15 protein-coding genes and 1 tRNA gene are annotated in these 16,474 nt (G+C 69.5%); 7 read left to right on the forward strand and 9 right to left on the reverse strand.

Features of this window, described 5'->3' with window-relative positions; genetic code table 11:
- Window positions 1-2 precede the first annotated feature (2 nt).
- A complete protein-coding gene (locus tag ACEXOR_RS10430) occupies window positions 3-770 on the reverse strand; it encodes an exonuclease domain-containing protein (protein ID WP_374849564.1) in 768 nt (255 codons plus the stop codon).
- 89 nt (window positions 771-859) lie between these two features.
- The gene (gene treS, locus ACEXOR_RS10435; protein ID WP_374849565.1) at window positions 860-2,584 is read right to left on the reverse strand and encodes a maltose alpha-D-glucosyltransferase; all 1,725 of its coding nucleotides are present in this window, start codon (window positions 2,582-2,584) and stop codon (window positions 860-862) included.
- Between the two features lie 127 nt (window positions 2,585-2,711).
- On the opposite strand from treS, the gene ACEXOR_RS10440 reads away from it, so the two are divergent.
- Both ACEXOR_RS10440 and ACEXOR_RS10445 read left to right on the forward strand, forming a co-directional pair.
- On the forward strand, window positions 2,712-3,641 hold the full coding sequence (locus ACEXOR_RS10440; RefSeq protein ID WP_374849566.1) for an alpha/beta fold hydrolase: 930 nt from the start codon (window positions 2,712-2,714) through the stop codon (window positions 3,639-3,641).
- Complete coding sequence (locus ACEXOR_RS10445) at window positions 3,638-4,765, forward strand: glycosyltransferase family 4 protein (protein WP_374849567.1); 1,128 nt, start codon at window positions 3,638-3,640, stop codon at window positions 4,763-4,765. Before ACEXOR_RS10440 ends, ACEXOR_RS10445 begins: the two co-directional genes overlap by 4 nt.
- On the opposite strand, the gene ACEXOR_RS10450 is transcribed toward ACEXOR_RS10445, so the two are convergent.
- Entirely contained in the window at window positions 4,692-5,318 is a 627-nt protein-coding gene (locus ACEXOR_RS10450; RefSeq protein ID WP_374849568.1) for a histidine phosphatase family protein, read from the reverse strand. The two genes, ACEXOR_RS10445 and ACEXOR_RS10450, sit on opposite strands and share 74 nt — an antisense overlap.
- A 105-nt stretch (window positions 5,319-5,423) precedes the next feature.
- Entirely contained in the window at window positions 5,424-6,281 is an 858-nt protein-coding gene (locus tag ACEXOR_RS10455; RefSeq protein ID WP_374849569.1) for an NAD-dependent protein deacetylase, read from the reverse strand.
- Window positions 6,282-6,403: 122 nt separating this feature from the next.
- Between ACEXOR_RS10455 and ACEXOR_RS10460 the strand changes: the two genes are divergently transcribed.
- The 3 genes from ACEXOR_RS10460 to ACEXOR_RS10470 all read left to right on the forward strand — a co-directional run bounded on the left by ACEXOR_RS10460 (window position 6,404) and on the right by ACEXOR_RS10470 (window position 10,142).
- On the forward strand, window positions 6,404-7,216 hold the full coding sequence (locus tag ACEXOR_RS10460; protein ID WP_374849570.1) for a TrmH family RNA methyltransferase: 813 nt from the start codon (window positions 6,404-6,406) through the stop codon (window positions 7,214-7,216).
- A 63-nt stretch (window positions 7,217-7,279) separates the two neighbouring features.
- Window positions 7,280-8,839, forward strand: coding sequence for an APC family permease (locus ACEXOR_RS10465; RefSeq protein WP_374849571.1), 1,560 nt, complete (start codon window positions 7,280-7,282; stop codon window positions 8,837-8,839).
- A 61-nt stretch (window positions 8,840-8,900) separates the two neighbouring features.
- Window positions 8,901-10,142, forward strand: a complete 1,242-nt coding sequence (locus tag ACEXOR_RS10470; protein WP_374849572.1) for a D-alanyl-D-alanine carboxypeptidase family protein — start codon at window positions 8,901-8,903, stop codon at window positions 10,140-10,142.
- Between the two features lie 27 nt (window positions 10,143-10,169).
- Here the strand turns inward: ACEXOR_RS10470 and ACEXOR_RS10475 are convergent, their stop codons facing one another.
- Window positions 10,170-10,976, reverse strand: a complete 807-nt coding sequence (locus ACEXOR_RS10475) for an SGNH/GDSL hydrolase family protein (protein ID WP_374849573.1) — start codon at window positions 10,974-10,976, stop codon at window positions 10,170-10,172.
- Window positions 10,977-11,105: 129 nt separating this feature from the next.
- Between ACEXOR_RS10475 and ACEXOR_RS10480 the strand changes: the two genes are divergently transcribed.
- Window positions 11,106-12,929: a DEAD/DEAH box helicase gene (locus tag ACEXOR_RS10480; RefSeq protein WP_374849574.1), complete on the forward strand. Its 1,824-nt coding sequence runs from the start codon at window positions 11,106-11,108 to the stop codon at window positions 12,927-12,929.
- Between the two features lie 56 nt (window positions 12,930-12,985).
- Here ACEXOR_RS10480 and ACEXOR_RS10485 read toward each other — a convergent pair whose 3' ends face one another.
- From ACEXOR_RS10485 to ACEXOR_RS10500, 4 genes are all read right to left on the reverse strand, one after another.
- Window positions 12,986-13,702, reverse strand: a complete 717-nt coding sequence (locus tag ACEXOR_RS10485) for a ferredoxin reductase (RefSeq protein ID WP_374849575.1) — start codon at window positions 13,700-13,702, stop codon at window positions 12,986-12,988.
- A 1-nt stretch (window position 13,703) separates the two neighbouring features.
- A complete protein-coding gene (locus tag ACEXOR_RS10490) occupies window positions 13,704-14,306 on the reverse strand; it encodes a sulfite oxidase-like oxidoreductase (protein WP_374849576.1) in 603 nt (200 codons plus the stop codon).
- Window positions 14,307-14,363: 57 nt separating this feature from the next.
- On the reverse strand, window positions 14,364-14,864 hold the full coding sequence (locus ACEXOR_RS10495; protein WP_374849577.1) for a DUF1269 domain-containing protein: 501 nt from the start codon (window positions 14,862-14,864) through the stop codon (window positions 14,364-14,366).
- A gap of 106 nt (window positions 14,865-14,970) precedes the next feature.
- A tRNA-Leu gene (locus ACEXOR_RS10500) sits at window positions 14,971-15,055 on the reverse strand.
- Window positions 15,056-15,158: 103 nt separating this feature from the next.
- Between ACEXOR_RS10500 and ACEXOR_RS10505 the strand changes: the two genes are divergently transcribed.
- Window positions 15,159-16,472, forward strand: a complete 1,314-nt coding sequence (locus ACEXOR_RS10505) for a M20/M25/M40 family metallo-hydrolase (protein ID WP_374849578.1) — start codon at window positions 15,159-15,161, stop codon at window positions 16,470-16,472.
- Window positions 16,473-16,474 lie beyond the last annotated feature (2 nt).

The raw sequence follows: 16,474 nt of genomic DNA on the forward strand, positions 1-16,474 counted from the left end.
GCTCAGCCGCGGAGGGGAACCTCGGGCCAGCCACGGCGGGCCGTGTAGGAGGGGTCGCGGCTGGCGCGCATGTAGCTCTCGAACGAGTCGCACTGCGCCTCGTGCCAGGCCACCTGCGCGTCGTGCAGATCACGGGGCGAGAGGTCGAGCTCCGCGGCGTAGCGGCGCGCGATGACCTGGGCCACCCGGCCGGCGGCGATGGCGTCGGCCCCCGCGTCGTGCGCGTCGGAGAGATCGACGCCGTAGAACTCCGACGCGGCGGTGAGCGTGCGCTTGCCCTTGCGGTACCGGTCGATCTGCTTGTCGATGACCAACGGGTCGACCACGGTCATCGGCCCCTCGAGGGGGGCGACACCGTGGCGAAGTGCCTCGCGGTGCAGCAGCGTGAGGTCGTAGGGGGCGTTGTAGATCACGAGGGAGTACCCGTCGGCCACCGCCTGCCGGAGGGCCGCCACGATCTCGGCGATCACCTCGGCCGCCGGGCGCCCCTCGGCCCGGGCGCGCTCGGTGGAGACACCGTGCACCGCCGTGGCCTGCTCGGGGATCTCGATGCCGGGGTCGGCGAGCCAGTCGGTGCGCTCCACGACGGTGCCCGAGGCATCGAGACGGGACACGTTCGCGGTGACGACGCGACTGGTGTCGACGTCGATTCCGGTGGTCTCCAGGTCGAACACGGCCAGCCGTGCGGCCCACGCGGGGAGCGCGGAGTCTTCGGCATCCGGAACCTCGACGGGGTCGAGATCGAACAGGGGCACGTCGACGATCGTCATGCAGTCAGTCTGCACCGCCCCACCGACAGCCCCCGGCACCGACACCCGGAGGTGCCGACACTCGTCAGCGCCGGCACCGACCGAGTGCGTCAGCGGAGTTCCTGCTGCTCCGGATTGTTGCGCACGTGCAGCCAGTAGAAGGCCTGCGTGCCGAACGTGAGGGTGACCGTGCCGTTCTCGTCGAAGGCCGGGAACTCCGCGCGACCGAACAGGTCGAACAACCGCCGGCCCGCGAACTGCGGAGCCGTGATGGTGGCCGACACCGGGTTGTGCGAGAAGCTGAACACGCACAGCACGTCTTCGGGCCCGTCGCCGAAGTAGTCGTTGGAGCCCTCGTACGACCGCACGAACGCCAGCACCGACTCATGGTCGCTCTGCAGCACCTCCATCGTGCCGAGACCGAAGGTGGGATGCGCCTTCCGCACGTGGATGACGTTGCGGACCCAGTGCACGAGCGACCGTGACTGCGCGAGCTGCGACTCCACGTTCACCAGCGTGTAGTTGTACACCAGCGACTGCACCACGGGCAGGAACAGCTTGCCCGGGTCGGCGGTGGAGAACCCGGCGTTGCGGTCGGGCGTCCACTGCATGGGCGTGCGCGAGGAGTCGCGGTCGGGCAGCCAGATGTTGTCGCCCATGCCGATCTCGTCGCCGTAGTAGAGGAACGGGCTTCCGGGCAGGGCGAACAGCAGCGCGTGGGCCAGTTCGAGCTCGGCGCGGGCGTTGTCGAGCAGGGGCGCCAGGCGGCGGCGGATACCGATGTTCGAGCGCATCCGCGGGTCGTAGGCGTACCAGCCGTACATCGCCTGACGGTACTCCTCCGACACCATCTCGAGGGTGAGCTCGTCGTGGTTGCGGAGGAACACGCCCCAGGCCGCCGACTTGGGGATGTCAGTGGTCTCGCTGAGCACGCGGATCAGCTCGTCGGCCTTCTGCGACCGCAGCGAGTAGTAGATTCGCGGCATCACGGGGAAGTCGAAGGCCATGTGGCACTCCGGCTCCTCGTCGGTGCCGAAGAAGGCGGCCACCTCGCGCGGCCACTGGTTGGCCTCGGCCACGAGCAGGCGGCCGGGGTACTCGTTGTCGATCATCGCGCGCAGCTTCACGATGAACTCGTGAGTCTTCGGCTCGCCCTCGCCGTTGCCCTCGTCGGACTCGTAGAGGTAGGGGATGGCGTCGAGGCGGATGCCGTCGACCCCCATGTCGAACCAGAACCGCACGGTGTCGAAGATGGCCTCGTGCACGGCCGGGTTCTCGAAGTTCAGGTCGGGCTGGTGCGAGAAGAACCGGTGCCAGAAGAACTGCCGGCGCACGGGGTCGAACGTCCAGTTCGACTCCTCGGTGTCGACGAAGATGATGCGGATGTTCTCGTACTTGTCGTCGGTGTCGCTCCACACGTAGAAGTCGCCGAACGGGCCGTCGGGGTCTTCTCGCGACTGCTGGAACCAGTCGTGCTGGTCGGAGGTGTGGTTGAGCGGGAAGTCGATCACGATGCGCATGTTGCGCTCGTGCGCCTTCGTGACGAGGTCGCGGAACTCCTCCACTGTGCCGTAGTCGGGCAGCACGGCCGTGAAGTCGGAGACGTCGTAGCCGCCGTCGCGCATCGGCGACTGGTAGAACGGCGGCAGCCAGAGCGCATCGATGCCGAGCCACTGCAGGTAGTCGAGCTTGGAGATGAGACCGGCGATGTCGCCGAAGCCGTCGCCGTTGGAATCGACGAACGAGCGGATCATCACCTCGTAGAAGACCGATCGCTTGTACCACTCGGGGTCGAGGGCGAGGCCGGGCATCTGGATCGGTGCGGTGAAGCTCACAGGCGTCCTTTCGGAGGTGGTGGCCGGCTCTGTCGGGAGGGCTCCGGATTCACGTTAGTCCAAAGCACCGCCGCCGACAGGGGCGTGTCTCAGGGAGGGGTCCTGGGCCGCGTCTATGCTGAACGGGATGACTGTCGCCTCGCCCTTCGCCGAACAGCTCGCCCGCCTCCCCGTCACCGAGCGCACGCTGCCGCTCGCGGGCGGCGAGACCCGCTTCTGGGAGTACGGAGCGACTGCTGTCGACGCCGATCAGCGGCAGGACGCCCCCACCCTGGTCATCGTGGTGCACGGCTATCGGGGCGACCACCACGGCCTCGAGCCCGTGATCGCCCAGCTGGGTCATCCGGGCTATCGGATCGTCGCGCCCGACCTGCCCGGCTTCGGCGTGTCGACCCCGATGGCGGCGGCGCACGATCTCGACGGCTACGAGGCCTGGCTGCGCGGGTTCGCCGCGGCGGTGCGTTCGGAGTCGCCGACGGCCCGGGTCGTGATCATCGGGCACTCCTTCGGTTCGATCCTGGTCGCCGCCGCGCTGGCGGGTGGTCTCGAGGTCGACGACGCCATCCTGATCAACCCGATCGCCGCCCCCGCCCTGAAAGGCCCCCGCGGGGTGATGACCCGGGTGGCCATCGGCTACTACCGCCTGGGCGCCGCCGTTCCCGAGCGGCTCGGCTACGCCATCCTGTCCAGCCCGGTGATGGTGCGCGTGATCAGCGTCACCATGGCCAAGACGAAGAACCGTGCCCTCCGGCGCTGGATCCACGACCAGCACGACCGCTACTTCAGCGCCTTCGCGAACCGCACGGTAGTGCTCGAGGCCTTCCGCGCCTCGGTGAGCCACGACATCGGCGAGTACGCGGCCCGCATCACGGCCCCGACCCTGCTGATCGCGGCCGACCAGGACGACATCACCCCCGTCGCCGCGCAGCACCGGCTCGCCGAGGCGATGCCCGACGCCCGACTGGTGGTGCTGAACGACGTCGGCCACCTCATCCACTACGAGCGGCCCGTCGAGGCGGCCGAGGCGATCACCGCGTTCCTCGGGCGTTCCGCGTGAGGCTCGCGATCGACTGCCGCTACACCCGCATCGGCCGGCACGACGGCATCAGCCGCTACACCGCGGGGGTCGTGACAGCCCTGAAGGAGCTCTCCGACGCAGGCGACCCGGCGCTCGAGGGCGTGCAACTCGCCATGATCGTGAGCGACGAACGCCAGCTCGAGATGCTGCCCGACCTGCCCTGGGCGAAGGTGTCCGGCCCCACGAGCGTGCTGGAGCCTCTCGTCGCCCTGCAGGTGAACCGCCTGCGGCCCGACGCGGTGATCAGCCCCATGCAGACCATGGGCACGGCCGGCCGGCGCTACCGGCTCGCCCTCACGGTGCACGACCTCATCTACTACTCCAACCCCGAGCCGCCGCACGACCTGCCGGGGTTCGTGCGCGTGCTCTGGCGGTTGTACCACAAGGCCTGGTGGCCCCAGCGGTTGCTGCTGAACCGGGCGGATGCGGTGGTCACCGTGTCGGAGACCACCCGAGGCCTGATCGAGTCGCACGCGCTCACCCGGCGACCCGTGGTGGTGGCGCGCAATGCGGCCGACCTGCCCGACGCATCCGTCGCCGCTGCGGCCGCCGAGCACGCCGACGCCCGGGCGGGAGCGAAGTCGCTGCTCTACATGGGCTCGTTCATGCCCTACAAGAACGTCGAGGCCCTCGTGCGCGCCGTGGCGCTGCTGCCCGGGTACACGCTGCACCTGCTGAGCCGGTCGACCCCGGCCGACGAGGAGCGCCTGCGCGCGGTGGCGCCGGACGCCCGACTCGAGTTCCACGGCGGCGTGAGCGACGAGGAGTACCAGGCCCTGCTGCAGCAGGCCACGGCGCTGGTGACCGCCTCGCTCGACGAGGGCTTCGGCATCCCGCTCGTGGAGGCGATGGGGCACGGCACGCCGGTGGTCGTCAGCGACATCCCGGTGTTCAGGGAGATCGGGGGAGATGCTGCTCTGGTCGCTCCCGCCCACGACGAGAAGGCCTTCGCCGAGACGGTCACCCGGCTCGAGGACCCCGACGAGTGGCGCCGCCGCTCGATGGCGTCGAGGGCTCAGGCCGAGACCTTCAGCTGGGCAGAGTCAGCTCGAGCGCTAGCGGAGCTCGCGACCGGATCGACGAGTCGATCGACTCGCCGTTGAACTCGGCCAGCGACACCTCGCCGTTCTCGATCACGAAGTCGTGCGCCGATCCGTTGGCGATCATCTGGCCCTGGCCGGGCAGCCGCTTCTCGGTGATGTAACGCACCAGCGAGCCGATCACGCCGCCGTGCGACACCACGATGAGCGACGAATCCGGATGCTCGTCGGCCAGAGCCTGGAGGGCGGGGAGCACTCGGGCCACCACGTCGGAGCGTCGCTCGCGGCCGGGCACGGGGCCGAGCGGATCGGGGAAGCGCTCGGCGATCTGAGCGCCGTTCAGGCCCTCGACATCGCCGTACCGACGCTCGACGAGGGCGTCGACGAGCTCGATCTCGTCGATCCCCACGAGACCGGCGATGATCTCGGCCGTCTCACGCGCCCGGCTGAGCGGGCTGGCCACGATGCCGTCCCATTGCCGTTCGGCGAGCACGAGTCCGGTCTGCCTGGCCTGCTCTCGCCCCGTGTCGTTGAGCGGAACGTCGGTGGCGCCCTGGATGCGGCGCTCCAGGTTCCAGTCGGTCTGGCCATGGCGCACGAACGTGAAAGTAGTCATCGCCCCCAGTCTAAGGAGCGCCCACCCACCCGCTGAGAACCGGTTCCGTCACTTTTGGCCCCAAAACGGGCCTTTTGGGGCGGAAAGTGACGGATCTGGGGTGCGTCAGGCGAGGAGCGTCTCGAGGGTGCGCAGGGTCTCGGAAGCCCCGGCGTCGACCTTCACGGTGGCCCGGCCGTCGCCCTTGGTGACGCCGCGGTTCACGATCACGATCGGCAGCCGACGACGGCGGGCCTGCTCGAGCAGCCGGATGCCGGAGTTCACCACGAGCGACGAGCCCGCGATCACGAGCGCCTCGGACGAGGCCACGATCGCGCTCGCCTCGGCGAACTTCTCGGTGGGCACGAACTCGCCGAAGAACACCACGTCGGGCTTCAGCACTCCGCCGCAGACCGTGCACGACGGCACCACGAAGGCCTCGTACTCCTCGACGTCGGCGTCGCCGTCGGGCGCGATGCGCACCAGTTCGGGCTCGCTCAGGCGAGGGTTCGCCGACGTGATGCGCTCGGCGACGCTGGCGCGGGCGAACGTCTGGCCGCAGCGCAGGCAGTTCACCCGGTCCATCGAGCCGTGCAGGTCGACCAGGCGCCGGGTGCCGGCTCTGGCGTGCAGTCCGTCGACGTTCTGCGTGACGATGCCGCTGACGCGTCCGCTCTCCTCGAGCCGGGCGAGCGCACGGTGGCCCTCGTTCGGCTGCGCGGCGTCGAACATGCGCCAGCCGAGGTGGCTGCCGGCCCAGTAGCGCTTGCGGAACGACGCACTGCCGAGGAACTGGTCGAAGGTCATGGGGTTGCGCTGCGGAGCACCTTCGCCGCGGTAGTCGGGGATGCCGGAGTCAGTACTCACCCCGGCCCCGGTGAGCACCGCGAACCGTCGGCCTCGGAGCACCTCGGCGGCGCGTTCGACGGCAGCCTCGACGGCCTCCCCGGCGGGACGATCCGGTGACGACACCAGCGGAACCATGCAACCTCCTCGCCGGCGACATGCCCCGGCTTCTCAGCAGTCTAAACAGTGCAGTTTTCGAGAATGTTTCCGTACTGGCAGAGTTGGACGTGAATCGCGTTCCGCCGACAGAGAAGACCACCGTGCCCGTCATCCCGATCGACTCGCTCGACCGCCCCGAACTGGCCGACTACGCCGGCCTCACCGACGTCGCCATGCGGCGGCTGCTCGAACCGGCCGGTGGCCTCTACCTCGCCGAGTCGAGCAAGGTGATCGAGCGCGCCGTGGCGGCCGGTCACCGTCCGAGGTCGGTGCTGCTGCAGCAGAAGTGGCTGCCCGACCTCGAGTGGCTCGTGCAGCGGTTTCCCGAGGTGCCGGTGTTCGTGGCCGACGACGCGCTGCTGGAGCAGCTGACCGGCTTCGCCATGCACCGCGGCGCCCTCGCGGCCATGCACCGGCCGGTGCTGCCCGACCCGCGCGACCTGCTCCGCGATGCCCGCACGGTGGTGGTGCTCGAAGACATCGTCGACCACACCAACGTGGGCGCGGCGTTCCGTTCGGCGGCCGGTCTCGGGGCCGACGCCGTGCTGATCACGCCGCGCTGCGCCGATCCGCTCTACCGCCGCAGCGTGCGCGTGAGCATGGGCACGGTGCTGCAGGTGCCGTGGACCAGGATCGGCGAGTGGAGCGAGGCTGGACCGCTGCTGCACGACGCCGGCTTCACGATCGCGGCCCTGGCCCTCGACGAGCACTCCGTGCCGCTGCCGCAGTTCACCCGCGACCTGCCGGAACGCGTGGCCGTGGTGCTCGGTACCGAGGGGGACGGGCTGAGCCGGCGTGCCCTCGCGGCCGCAGACGTGCGGGTCGAGATCCCGATGCTGCACGGCGTCGACTCGCTCAACGTGGCCGCCGCGAGTGCGGTGGCGCTCTACGCAATCGGTGCGGCTCGGGGCTGACGGAGCGCGCGCGGGAGCGCGCGACGCACTAGTGTGTGCGCTACGAACCGAAGGAGGCCCGTGGTGACCGACAAGAGCGCCGTTTCGACCGAGGCACCACCGCCCGCATCCGGAAAGGGTCTCGCCGCCGGAAAGCTGGGGCTGGTCGGCTCCACCGTGATCGGGCTCGCCTCCACGGCTCCCGTCTACTCCCTGGCCGCCACCATCGGTTTCGTGGTGCTCGCCGTGGGCGCGCAGGCGCCGATCGCGATGATCCTCGCCTTCATCCCGATGTTCCTCACCGCCTCGGCCTATCGGGAGCTCAATCGCGCCGTGCCCGACTGCGGCACGGCGTTCACCTGGGTCACCAAGGCGTTCGGCCCGTGGACCGGCTGGCTCGCCGGCTGGGGAGTGGCGGTCGCCGGCATCATCGTGCTGGCGAACCTCGCCCAGATCGGCAGCAAGTACCTCTGGCTCCTCACCGACAACCCCGACCTCTACGAGAACGTGCCGCTCGTCACGGCCACCGGCGTGGTGTTCATCGGCGTGATGACCTTCGTGAGCGTGCGGGGCCTCGAGATCGGCGAGCGGTTGCAGAACGTGCTGCTCGCCGTTCAGTACGTGGCCCTCGCCCTGTTCGTGGCGCTCGCACTCTGGAGCGTGTTCTCCGGCAGCGCTCCCGAGGGGTCGACCACCCCGCAGCTGGACTGGTTCAACCCGTTCGCCTTCACCTCTCTCTCCGGCTTCACCGAGGCCATCCTGCTGTGCCTGTTCATCTACTGGGGCTGGGACACCTGCCTCGCCCTGAACGAGGAGACGAAAGACCCGCAGCGCACCCCCGGGCGCGCCGCCGTGCTGTCGACCGTCATCCTGCTCGTCACCTACGTCTCGGTGACGGTGGCGGCGATGGCGTTCGCCGGCCTCGGCACCACGGGCCTCGGTCTCGGCAACGAGGACAACTCCGGCGACGTGTTCCTCGCCCTGAAAGACGCGGTCTTCGGCCCGTGGGCGTGGCTGCTGGTGATCGCGGTGTGTGTCTCGGCGATCTCGTCGACGCAGACCACCATCCTGCCCACCGCCCGCGGAACCCTCGCGATGGCCACCTACCGGGCGCTGCCCGAGGCGTTCGGCCGCATCTCGCCGAAGTTCAAGACCCCGCGGTTCGCCACCATCTTCATGAGCATCGTGGCCGTGGCGTTCTACGTGGGCATGACCATCGTGAGCGAGAACATCCTCTCCGACACCATCCTCTCCATCGGCCTGGCGATCGCGTTCTACTACGCGCTGACGAGCTACGCGTGCATCTGGTACTTCCGCAAGGAGCTCTTCACCTCGGCGCGCTCGTTCTTCTTCAAGGGCCTGTTCCCGCTGATCGGCGGGCTGATGCTCACGGCCGCGTTCATCCAGTCGGCCATCGACATGTACGACCCGGAGTACGGCTACACGGTGATCTTCGGAATCGGCGGCGTGTTCGTGGTCGGCGTCGGCTCGCTCGCCCTCGGGGTGGTGCTGATGGTGGTGTGGGCGTTCTTCCCGCGCTCGAAGGACTTCTTCGCCGGACGCAGCCTCAACCGCGAGACGGCTGTGCTCGTGCCCGACAGCGACCACCCCGCGCCCCGCTCCGTCGACGGCGGGCTGATGTAGCGGCGGCGGGGCCGTCCGCCTCCTGAGCGGCCCCCATCGCGGCGCTGACTAAGATGTGCGGGTGACTCCCGCCACCCCTTCCGTCTACCGTCGGCGACGCATCGTGGCCGGTGTCGTGCTGGTGCTGATCGCCCTCGTCGCCACGTACCTGCCGGTGGCCCTGCTCGGTCCGGTTCCGCAGGCGGCCGCCTCGGTGACGGATGCCGCGCCGACGACCATCCCCGCCACGACGCTCGCCGTGCCGGCCGTCGGTACCAGCGCCATCGGGCTGGTCGCCGATGGCGGCACCACAGCCCTCGGTACGAGCGGATCCACCGACTCCGTGCCCATCGCGAGCATCACCAAGACCATCACGGCGCTCGTGGTGCTCGATGCGAAGCCGATCGACGAGGGTGGCGACGGCCCGCAGCTCACCATGACCGACGCCGACGCGGCCATCCTGCAGGCCACCATCGCCGAGAACGGCTCGTGGGCCTCGGTGTTCCCCGGCCAGGTGCTCACCGAACGGGAGGTGATCGAGATCATGCTGCTCGAGTCGGCCAACAACTACAGCGTCACCCTCACGAACTGGGCCTTCGGCGACACCGCATCGTACCTCGCGGCCGCGACCGCCTGGCTGGCCGAGAAGGGCTTGACCGGTACCGCGGTCGTCGACACCTCGGGCCTGAACCCGGGTTCGCGCAGCACCACGGCCGACCTGCTCACGCTCGCGCGGCTGGTACTGGCCGATCCCGTGCTGGCGGGCATCGTGGGCACGGCCTCGGTGGAACTGCCGCAGCTCGGCGCCGTGGAGAACACGAACGAGCTGCTCGGTATGAACGGCATCGACGGCGTGAAGACCGGCACCACCGACGAGGCCGGTTTCTGCCTGCTCTTCTCGGCCGACTACACGGTGGGCGATCAGACGGTACCGCTGGTGGGAGTGGTGCTGGGCGCACCCGACGAGGACACCCTGCACGCCTCGGTGCTCGCCCTGCTGCAGAGCGCCGAGAGCGGGTTCCAGACCGTGCAGCTCGTGGCGCCGGGCGACGTGGTGGGGGAGTACACCACCGCGTGGGGCTCGAGCGCCGACATCGTCGCCCAGCATCCCGTGAGCGCCACGGTCTGGTCGGGGGCGACGGTGACCCGCACGGCCGAGGCGGGCGAGATCGTCGACGGCGCATCCGGAACCGAGGTGGGAACCGCTCGTTTCACGGTCGACGGCGTCACGCTGGGCGGCTCGGAGTTCACGGTGCCCCTCGCTCTCGCGAGCGACCTCGACGGGCCCGACGCCGGCTGGAAGCTCGCGAACCCGCTGCGCTGACCCGCGTCGGCGAACGGATGCGCCCGGTCAGCCCTCGGGCGGCGTCTGAACGCGGGTCGCGTACACCGGCTCCGGGCTCGGCCGCTTCGCCGTGATGTTGTCGCCGCTCGAGCGGTGCGTGATGCGCCGGATGACCCACGGCACCAGGTGCACGCGAGCCCAGACGAGGTCTTCCGAGCGCGCCTGGCGCCAGGTGCTCGCCGGGAGCGGCTCGGGGGATCCCGGCTGCAGGTCGTTGTCGACGTTCAGGCTGCGGAGCACCATCCGCGCCACCTCGTGGTGGCCCTGCGGGTTCAGGTGCAGCCGGTCGGGCGACCAGAGCCGCGTGTCCTGGATCTCCTTCAGGCCCCACTGGTCGGCGACGACGCACTCGTAGCGATCGGCGATCACCCGGAGGTTCTCGTTGTAGATCGCCACCTTGCCGCGGATGCCGCGGAACACCGGTGTGAACCGGGTGTCGACCCCCGTGAAGATCACCACGGTGGCTCCGCTCTCGCGCAGCCGGCGCACGCCCACCTCCATCCGCGCGGCCAGGGAGTCGGGGTCGGTGCGCGGACGGATGACGTCGTTGCCCCCGGCGGAGATGGTGATCAGGTCGGGCTTGAGCTCGAGGGCCGGCTCGACCTGCTCGGCCAGGATCTGGTCGAGCAGCCGGCCGCGGATGGCCAGGTTGGCGTAGGCGAAGTCGCCGTCGGTCGTGTCGGCGAGGGTCTCGGCCACGCGGTCGGCCCAGCCGCGGTGGCCGCCCGGGCTCAGCGGTTCCGGGTCTCCGATTCCCTCGGTGAACGAGTCGCCGAGGGCGACGTAACGGCGCCAGGGGTGGTTTTCAGTCAATGTCCGGACTCCTCACAACAGGTGTCGCCGGGGCGACGTGCAACACTCTAGACCCCTGGTTCACTCGACTCGCCCGGGGTGCACCCAGGGCACCTGGGGTGTCGCACGCGAGGGGTATCCTCGAACATCGTGACCAATCAGCCCCTCTTCGAACCGGCCCCCGGTACGAGCGCGGCCGGTCACCTGCCGCCCTCGTTCCCGGGCCGCGCGCCCTGGGGCACCGCCGGGCGGCTGCGGGCCTGGCAGGAGGAGGCCCTCAACCTCTACTTCGAGAAAGAACCCCGCGACTTCCTGGCCGCCGCGACCCCGGGCGCCGGCAAGACCACCTTCGCCCTGCGCCTCGCCTCCGAGCTGCTGCACCGGCGCACCGTCGATCGCGTGATCGTGGTGGCGCCCACCGAGCATCTCAAGCGGCAGTGGGCGGATGCGGCCGACCGCGCGGGGGTGCGGTTGAATCCCGGGTTCCGCAACAGCGAATCGCGCTTCGGCCGGCACTTCCACGGAGTGGCCCTCACCTATGCGCAGGTCGCCGCACGGCCGTCGCTGCATCGCGAGCTCACGCAGGGCGCTCAGACGCTCGTCATCCTCGACGAGGTGCACCACGGCGGCGACGCTCTGAGCTGGGGCGACGCGGTGCGCGAGGCGTTCGAGCCGGCCACCCGCCGGCTCGCCCTCACCGGGACGCCCTTCCGCTCCGACACCGCGCCCATCCCGTTCGTGGAGTACCTGCCCGACCACCAGGGCATCCGAGTGTCGCGCAGCGACTACAACTACGGCTACGGCCGCGCCCTCAAAGACGGCGTGGTGCGCCCGGTGCTCTTCATGGTCTACGCCGGGCACATGCGCTGGCGCACGAAGGCCGGCGACGAGATGGAGGCGCGACTCGGCGAGGGGAACACGAAAGACATCACCTCGCAGGCCTGGCGCACGGCGCTCGACCCCAACGGCGAGTGGATCCCCCAGGTGCTCGGCGCCGCCGACAAGCGGCTGAGCGAGGTTCGGCAGGCGATCCCGGATGCGGGTGGCCTGGTGATCGCGACCGACCAGACCGTGGCGCGCGCGTACGCCGCCATCCTGCAGCAGATCTCGGGGGAGGAGGTGACGGTCGTGCTCTCCGACGAGAAGGAGGCCTCCGACCGCATCGACCAGTTCTCGAAGTCGACCCGCCGCTGGATGGTGGCGGTGCGCATGGTGTCGGAGGGCGTCGACGTGCCGCGGCTCGCCGTGGGTGTGTACGCCACCAGCGCCTCGACGCCGCTGTTCTTCGCCCAGGCGGTTGGCCGGTTCGTGCGCGCCCGCCGGCGCGGTGAGACCGCGTCGATCTTCCTGCCGAACGTGCCCTCGCTGATGGCGCTGGCCGAGAAGCTCGAGCTCGAGCGCGATCACGCGCTGGACAAGCGCGACGACGGCTCGAACCCCGAGGGCGACTTCTACAACCCCGAAGACGCGATGGTGGCCGAGGCCAACCGCAGCGAAAGAGCTTCGGAGGGACTGCTGGAGGAGTACAGCTTCGTCGCCATCGGCTCGGAGGCCACCTTCGACCGGGTGGTCTACGACGGCGGGGAGTTCGGCTTCGAGGCCGTAGTGGGCAGCGAGGAGGAGCTCGACTTCCTCGGGCTGCCCGGATTGCTCGAACCCGACCAGGTGAAAGACCTGCTGCAGCACCGCCAGGCCCGGCAGCAGAAGCACGCCGCCAAGAGCGGCCAGCCCAAGGCCGACACCCCCGACCAGGGCGGGGTGCCCGCGCCGCTCTACCGCACGCTCAAGGAGCAGCGCAGCCTGCTGAACTCGCTCGTGGGCATCTGGGCGAAGCAGTCGAACGAGCCGCACGGCATGATCCACGCCGAACTTCGTCGGATCTGCGGCGGCCCGGCGGTGGCGCAGGCCAGCGTCACCCAGTTGCAGGCCCGCATCGTGACGCTGCGCAAGTGGATGGGCGCCGCCAACCACTGAGTCGAACCACTGAGACGAACCACTGGGTAGAACCGGTGAGTCGCGGCGCGGGCCGCTCAGGCGCCGCCGAACCGTTCGGTGCGGATCGACATGGGGTCGACTCCGGTCGCCACCAGGGCGTCGGAGGCGAGCTCCACGAAGCGGGTGGGGCCGCAGATGTAGGTCGAGGTGCCCGGTGCGTCGCCGGCCGCCCACGCGGTCACCCTGGCGGCGTCGAGGCGGCCGAGGGTGCCGTTCCAGTTCGGGGGCGCGTGCCGGGTGTACTGGATGGTGACGTCGGCCTTGGCCGCATCCGTCAGTTCGGCGAGCTCGTCGCGGAAGTACACGAACTCGGGGCTGCGCACCGAGTAGAGCAGGCGAACGGGCGCCGTGTTGCCCGACGCGATGTGGGTGCGGAGGATCGACACCAGGGGAGCGACCCCCGAGCCGCCGCCGATCATGCGGATGGGCTCCGTCTGCGTGGGCCGCCAGACGAACCAGCCGCCGAGCGGGCCGATCACCTCGAGCTGGTCGCCCACCGACACACCCCGTACGAGGTAGGGGGACACCTCGCCGTCGGGCATCAGCTCGACGCTGACCGCCACCACCGGGTCGTCGGCGGCGGAGGAGAGCGAGTACGAGCGTGCGGCCTGATAGCCGTCGGGCGCGGTGAGCCGGATGTCGATGTGCTGGCCGGCCAGCGCCCCCGGCCACTCGGGCACCCGCAGCATCAGCGTGCGCGCGGTAGGGGTTTCTTCACGGATTCCGACGACGTCGGCGACTGCCCAGTTCACTCTAGGAATCGTAGTAGTAGCGCTCTTCCTTCCAGGGGTCGCCGTAGGCGTGGTAGCCGTTGACCTCCCAGAAGCCCAGCTCTTCGGTGTCGTGCAGGGTGATGCCGTTGACCCACTTCGCGCTCTTCCAGAAGTAGAGGTGCGGCACCAGCAGCCGGGCCGGGCCGCCGTGCTCGGGGTCCAGCGGTTCGCCACCGAACTCGAACGCGATCCAGGCCTTGCCGTCGAGCAGGTCTTCCAGCGGCACGTTCGTGGTGTAGCCGCCGTAGGAGTGCGCCATGGTGTAGCCGGCGCTCGTCTCCACGCCCTCGAACAACGTGTCGAGCGACACCCCGCGCCAGGTCGTGTCGAACTTCGACCAGCGGGTGACGCAGTGGATGTCGGTGTCGACCGTCTCGACCGGAAGCTTCATGAACTCGTCCCAGGTCCAGCTGGTCTTCTCACCCGACTCGTTCGTGATGGCGAACGACCATTCACCGGGGTGGATGTTCGGGGTCGGCCCGGCCGAGAGCACGGGGAAGTCTTTCGTCTCGTACTGCCCGGGCGGCAGTTTGGGGTCGGCTTCCCGATGCTTGCCCAAGAACCCCGGCGTGATGATTCCCATGTGCGTTCCTCTCGACCGGGCCCGAGCGATCGGGCCGTGAAGACGAGCCTAGAGCGATCAGGCCTGCTGCTGCTCCGACATATCGTGAATGAGCTCGCGCTCGTCCTCTTCGCTGAGCGAGGTCTTGATGACCTGACCCTTGTAGGGCGCGAGCGCGGCGGCGAACTTGTCCTCGGTGATCTTGGTGGCGTAGAGCACGACGGCCGACTTGCCCTGGCTCACCGCATCCTTCACCTGACCGCGGAACTCGGCGTTCAGGCCGGTGCGGTCGATACCGGCGAAGAGCGCTCCCATCAGCCCACCGAAAACCAGACCCACGAAGGGCACGAAGAACAGGATTCCGATCAGCGTGCCGAACAGGGCGCCGCCGGCGGCTCCCACACCGATGTTGCCGACTCCACCGGGGTAGTCGACATGGCTCTTGCCGTCCTCGTCGACCTTGACGACGGCGAGACCCGCGAGCTGCACGATCAGGTCTCCCTGGAGCTCCTGAATCTTCTCGTAGGCGCCCTCGGCGTCGGTCTCGTTGTCGAAGGCGATGACGATCAGATCGGCCATGGTGTTCTCTCCCTTGTCTCGGTGATGCTGAGCGTAGGGGAATGCGGTTAACAGCAGAAGGCCCGGTCTGTACGACCGGGCCTTCTCATTACTGTCTCAACCAGTGTGTCCGAGGGGGGACTTGAACCCCCACGCCCTATACGGGCACTAGCACCTCAAGCTAGCGCGTCTGCCATTTCCGCCACCCGGACTGGATGTCGGCCGGTGAGTGTTCCTCCGGCCAAGAGAAGACATTAGCACGGATGCGGAGGCCACGAATCCACCCTCGACCGGGTCGCCGGGTAGCGTGTGGGCATGACGTCTACGCCCGGGAACGACCAGCTCGACCTCACCACGACCATCGCTCGCGACCTCATCCGGTTCGACACCTCGAACTTCGGCGAGGGCCGCTCGAACGGCGAGACGGAGGCGGCCGAGTACCTCGCCGCCCACCTCGAACGGCTCGGCCTGCGGGTGCAGTCGTTCGAGTGCGAGCCCCGGCGCACCAGCATCGTGGCCCGGGTGGAGGGCCGCGACCGCTCCAAGCCCGCGCTCGTGGTGCACGGGCACACCGACGTGGTGCCGGCCATCGCGGCGGACTGGTCGGTCGACCCGTTCGAGGGCGTGGTCAAGGACGGCATGCTCTGGGGCCGCGGCGCCGTCGACATGAAGAACATGGACGCCATGATCGTCACCGCCCTCGACCGCATCCTGGGCGCCGGGAAGCAGCCGGAGCGCGACCTGGTGATCGCCTTCTTCGCCGACGAGGAGGCCGGGGGAGTGCTCGGGTCCGCCTACCTCGTGCGCGAGCATCCGGAGCTCTTCGCCGGCGCCACCGAAGCCATCAGCGAGGTGGGCGGCTACTCGATCGACCTCGCCGGACGGCGCGCCTATCTGGTGCAGACCGGTGAGAAGGCGCTGATCTGGCTGAAGCTCGTGGCGCGCGGCACCGCCGGTCACGGCTCGCAGGTGAACGGTGACAACGCGGTCACCAAGCTCGCCCGCGCCGTGGCGGCCATCGGCAGCCGGGACTGGCCGCTGCACCTCACGGCCACCACCCGGCAGCTGCTCGACCGGGTCGCGGCCATCCTCGGCACCGACGCCCAGGCGCTGAGCCCCGACGAGATCGCCATCGCCACCGGCACCGCGTCGCGGTTCATCTCGGCGACCCTGCGCACCACCGCGAACCCCACCGGTCTCACCGCGGGCTACAAGCACAACGTCATCCCCGACCGGGCCGAGGCCATGGTCGACGTGCGTGTGCTGCCCGGGGAGGAGGACGCCGTGCTCGCGGAGATCCAGGAGCTGGTGGGCGACGACATCGAGATCGTCATCTCGCACCGCGACATCGGCCTGGAGACCACCTTCGACGGCGCCCTGGTCGACGCCATGGTCGGCTCGCTGCAGCGCCACGATCCGGGTGCCCAGGTGCTGCCGTACCTGCTCTCAGGCGGCACCGACAACAAGGCTCTGAGCCTGCTCGGCATCCGCGGGTTCGGTTTCGCGCCGCTGCAGCTGCCCGCCTCCCTCGACTTCCCCGCGATGTTCCACGGCGTGGACGAACGGGTGCCCGTGGACGCGCTAGGGTTTGGCGCAGACGTTCTGACCGATCTCTTGCTGCGGTACTGACT

The organism is Herbiconiux liangxiaofengii (genome assembly GCF_041927335.1).
Lineage (GTDB): Bacteria > Actinomycetota > Actinomycetes > Actinomycetales > Microbacteriaceae > Herbiconiux > Herbiconiux liangxiaofengii.

Coding starts and splice junctions, on each gene's coding strand:
- ACEXOR_RS10430 (WP_374849564.1), bottom strand. CDS start 770: ATGACGATCGTCGACGTGCCCCTGTTCGATCTCGACCCCGTCGAGGTT.
- ACEXOR_RS10440 (WP_374849566.1), top strand. CDS start 2,712: ATGACTGTCGCCTCGCCCTTCGCCGAACAGCTCGCCCGCCTCCCCGTC.
- ACEXOR_RS10450 (WP_374849568.1), bottom strand. CDS start 5,318: ATGACTACTTTCACGTTCGTGCGCCATGGCCAGACCGACTGGAACCTG.
- ACEXOR_RS10455 (WP_374849569.1), bottom strand. CDS start 6,281: ATGGTTCCGCTGGTGTCGTCACCGGATCGTCCCGCCGGGGAGGCCGTC.
- ACEXOR_RS10490 (WP_374849576.1), bottom strand. CDS start 14,306: ATGGGAATCATCACGCCGGGGTTCTTGGGCAAGCATCGGGAAGCCGAC.
- ACEXOR_RS10495 (WP_374849577.1), bottom strand. CDS start 14,864: ATGGCCGATCTGATCGTCATCGCCTTCGACAACGAGACCGACGCCGAG.
- ACEXOR_RS10505 (WP_374849578.1), top strand. CDS start 15,159: ATGACGTCTACGCCCGGGAACGACCAGCTCGACCTCACCACGACCATC.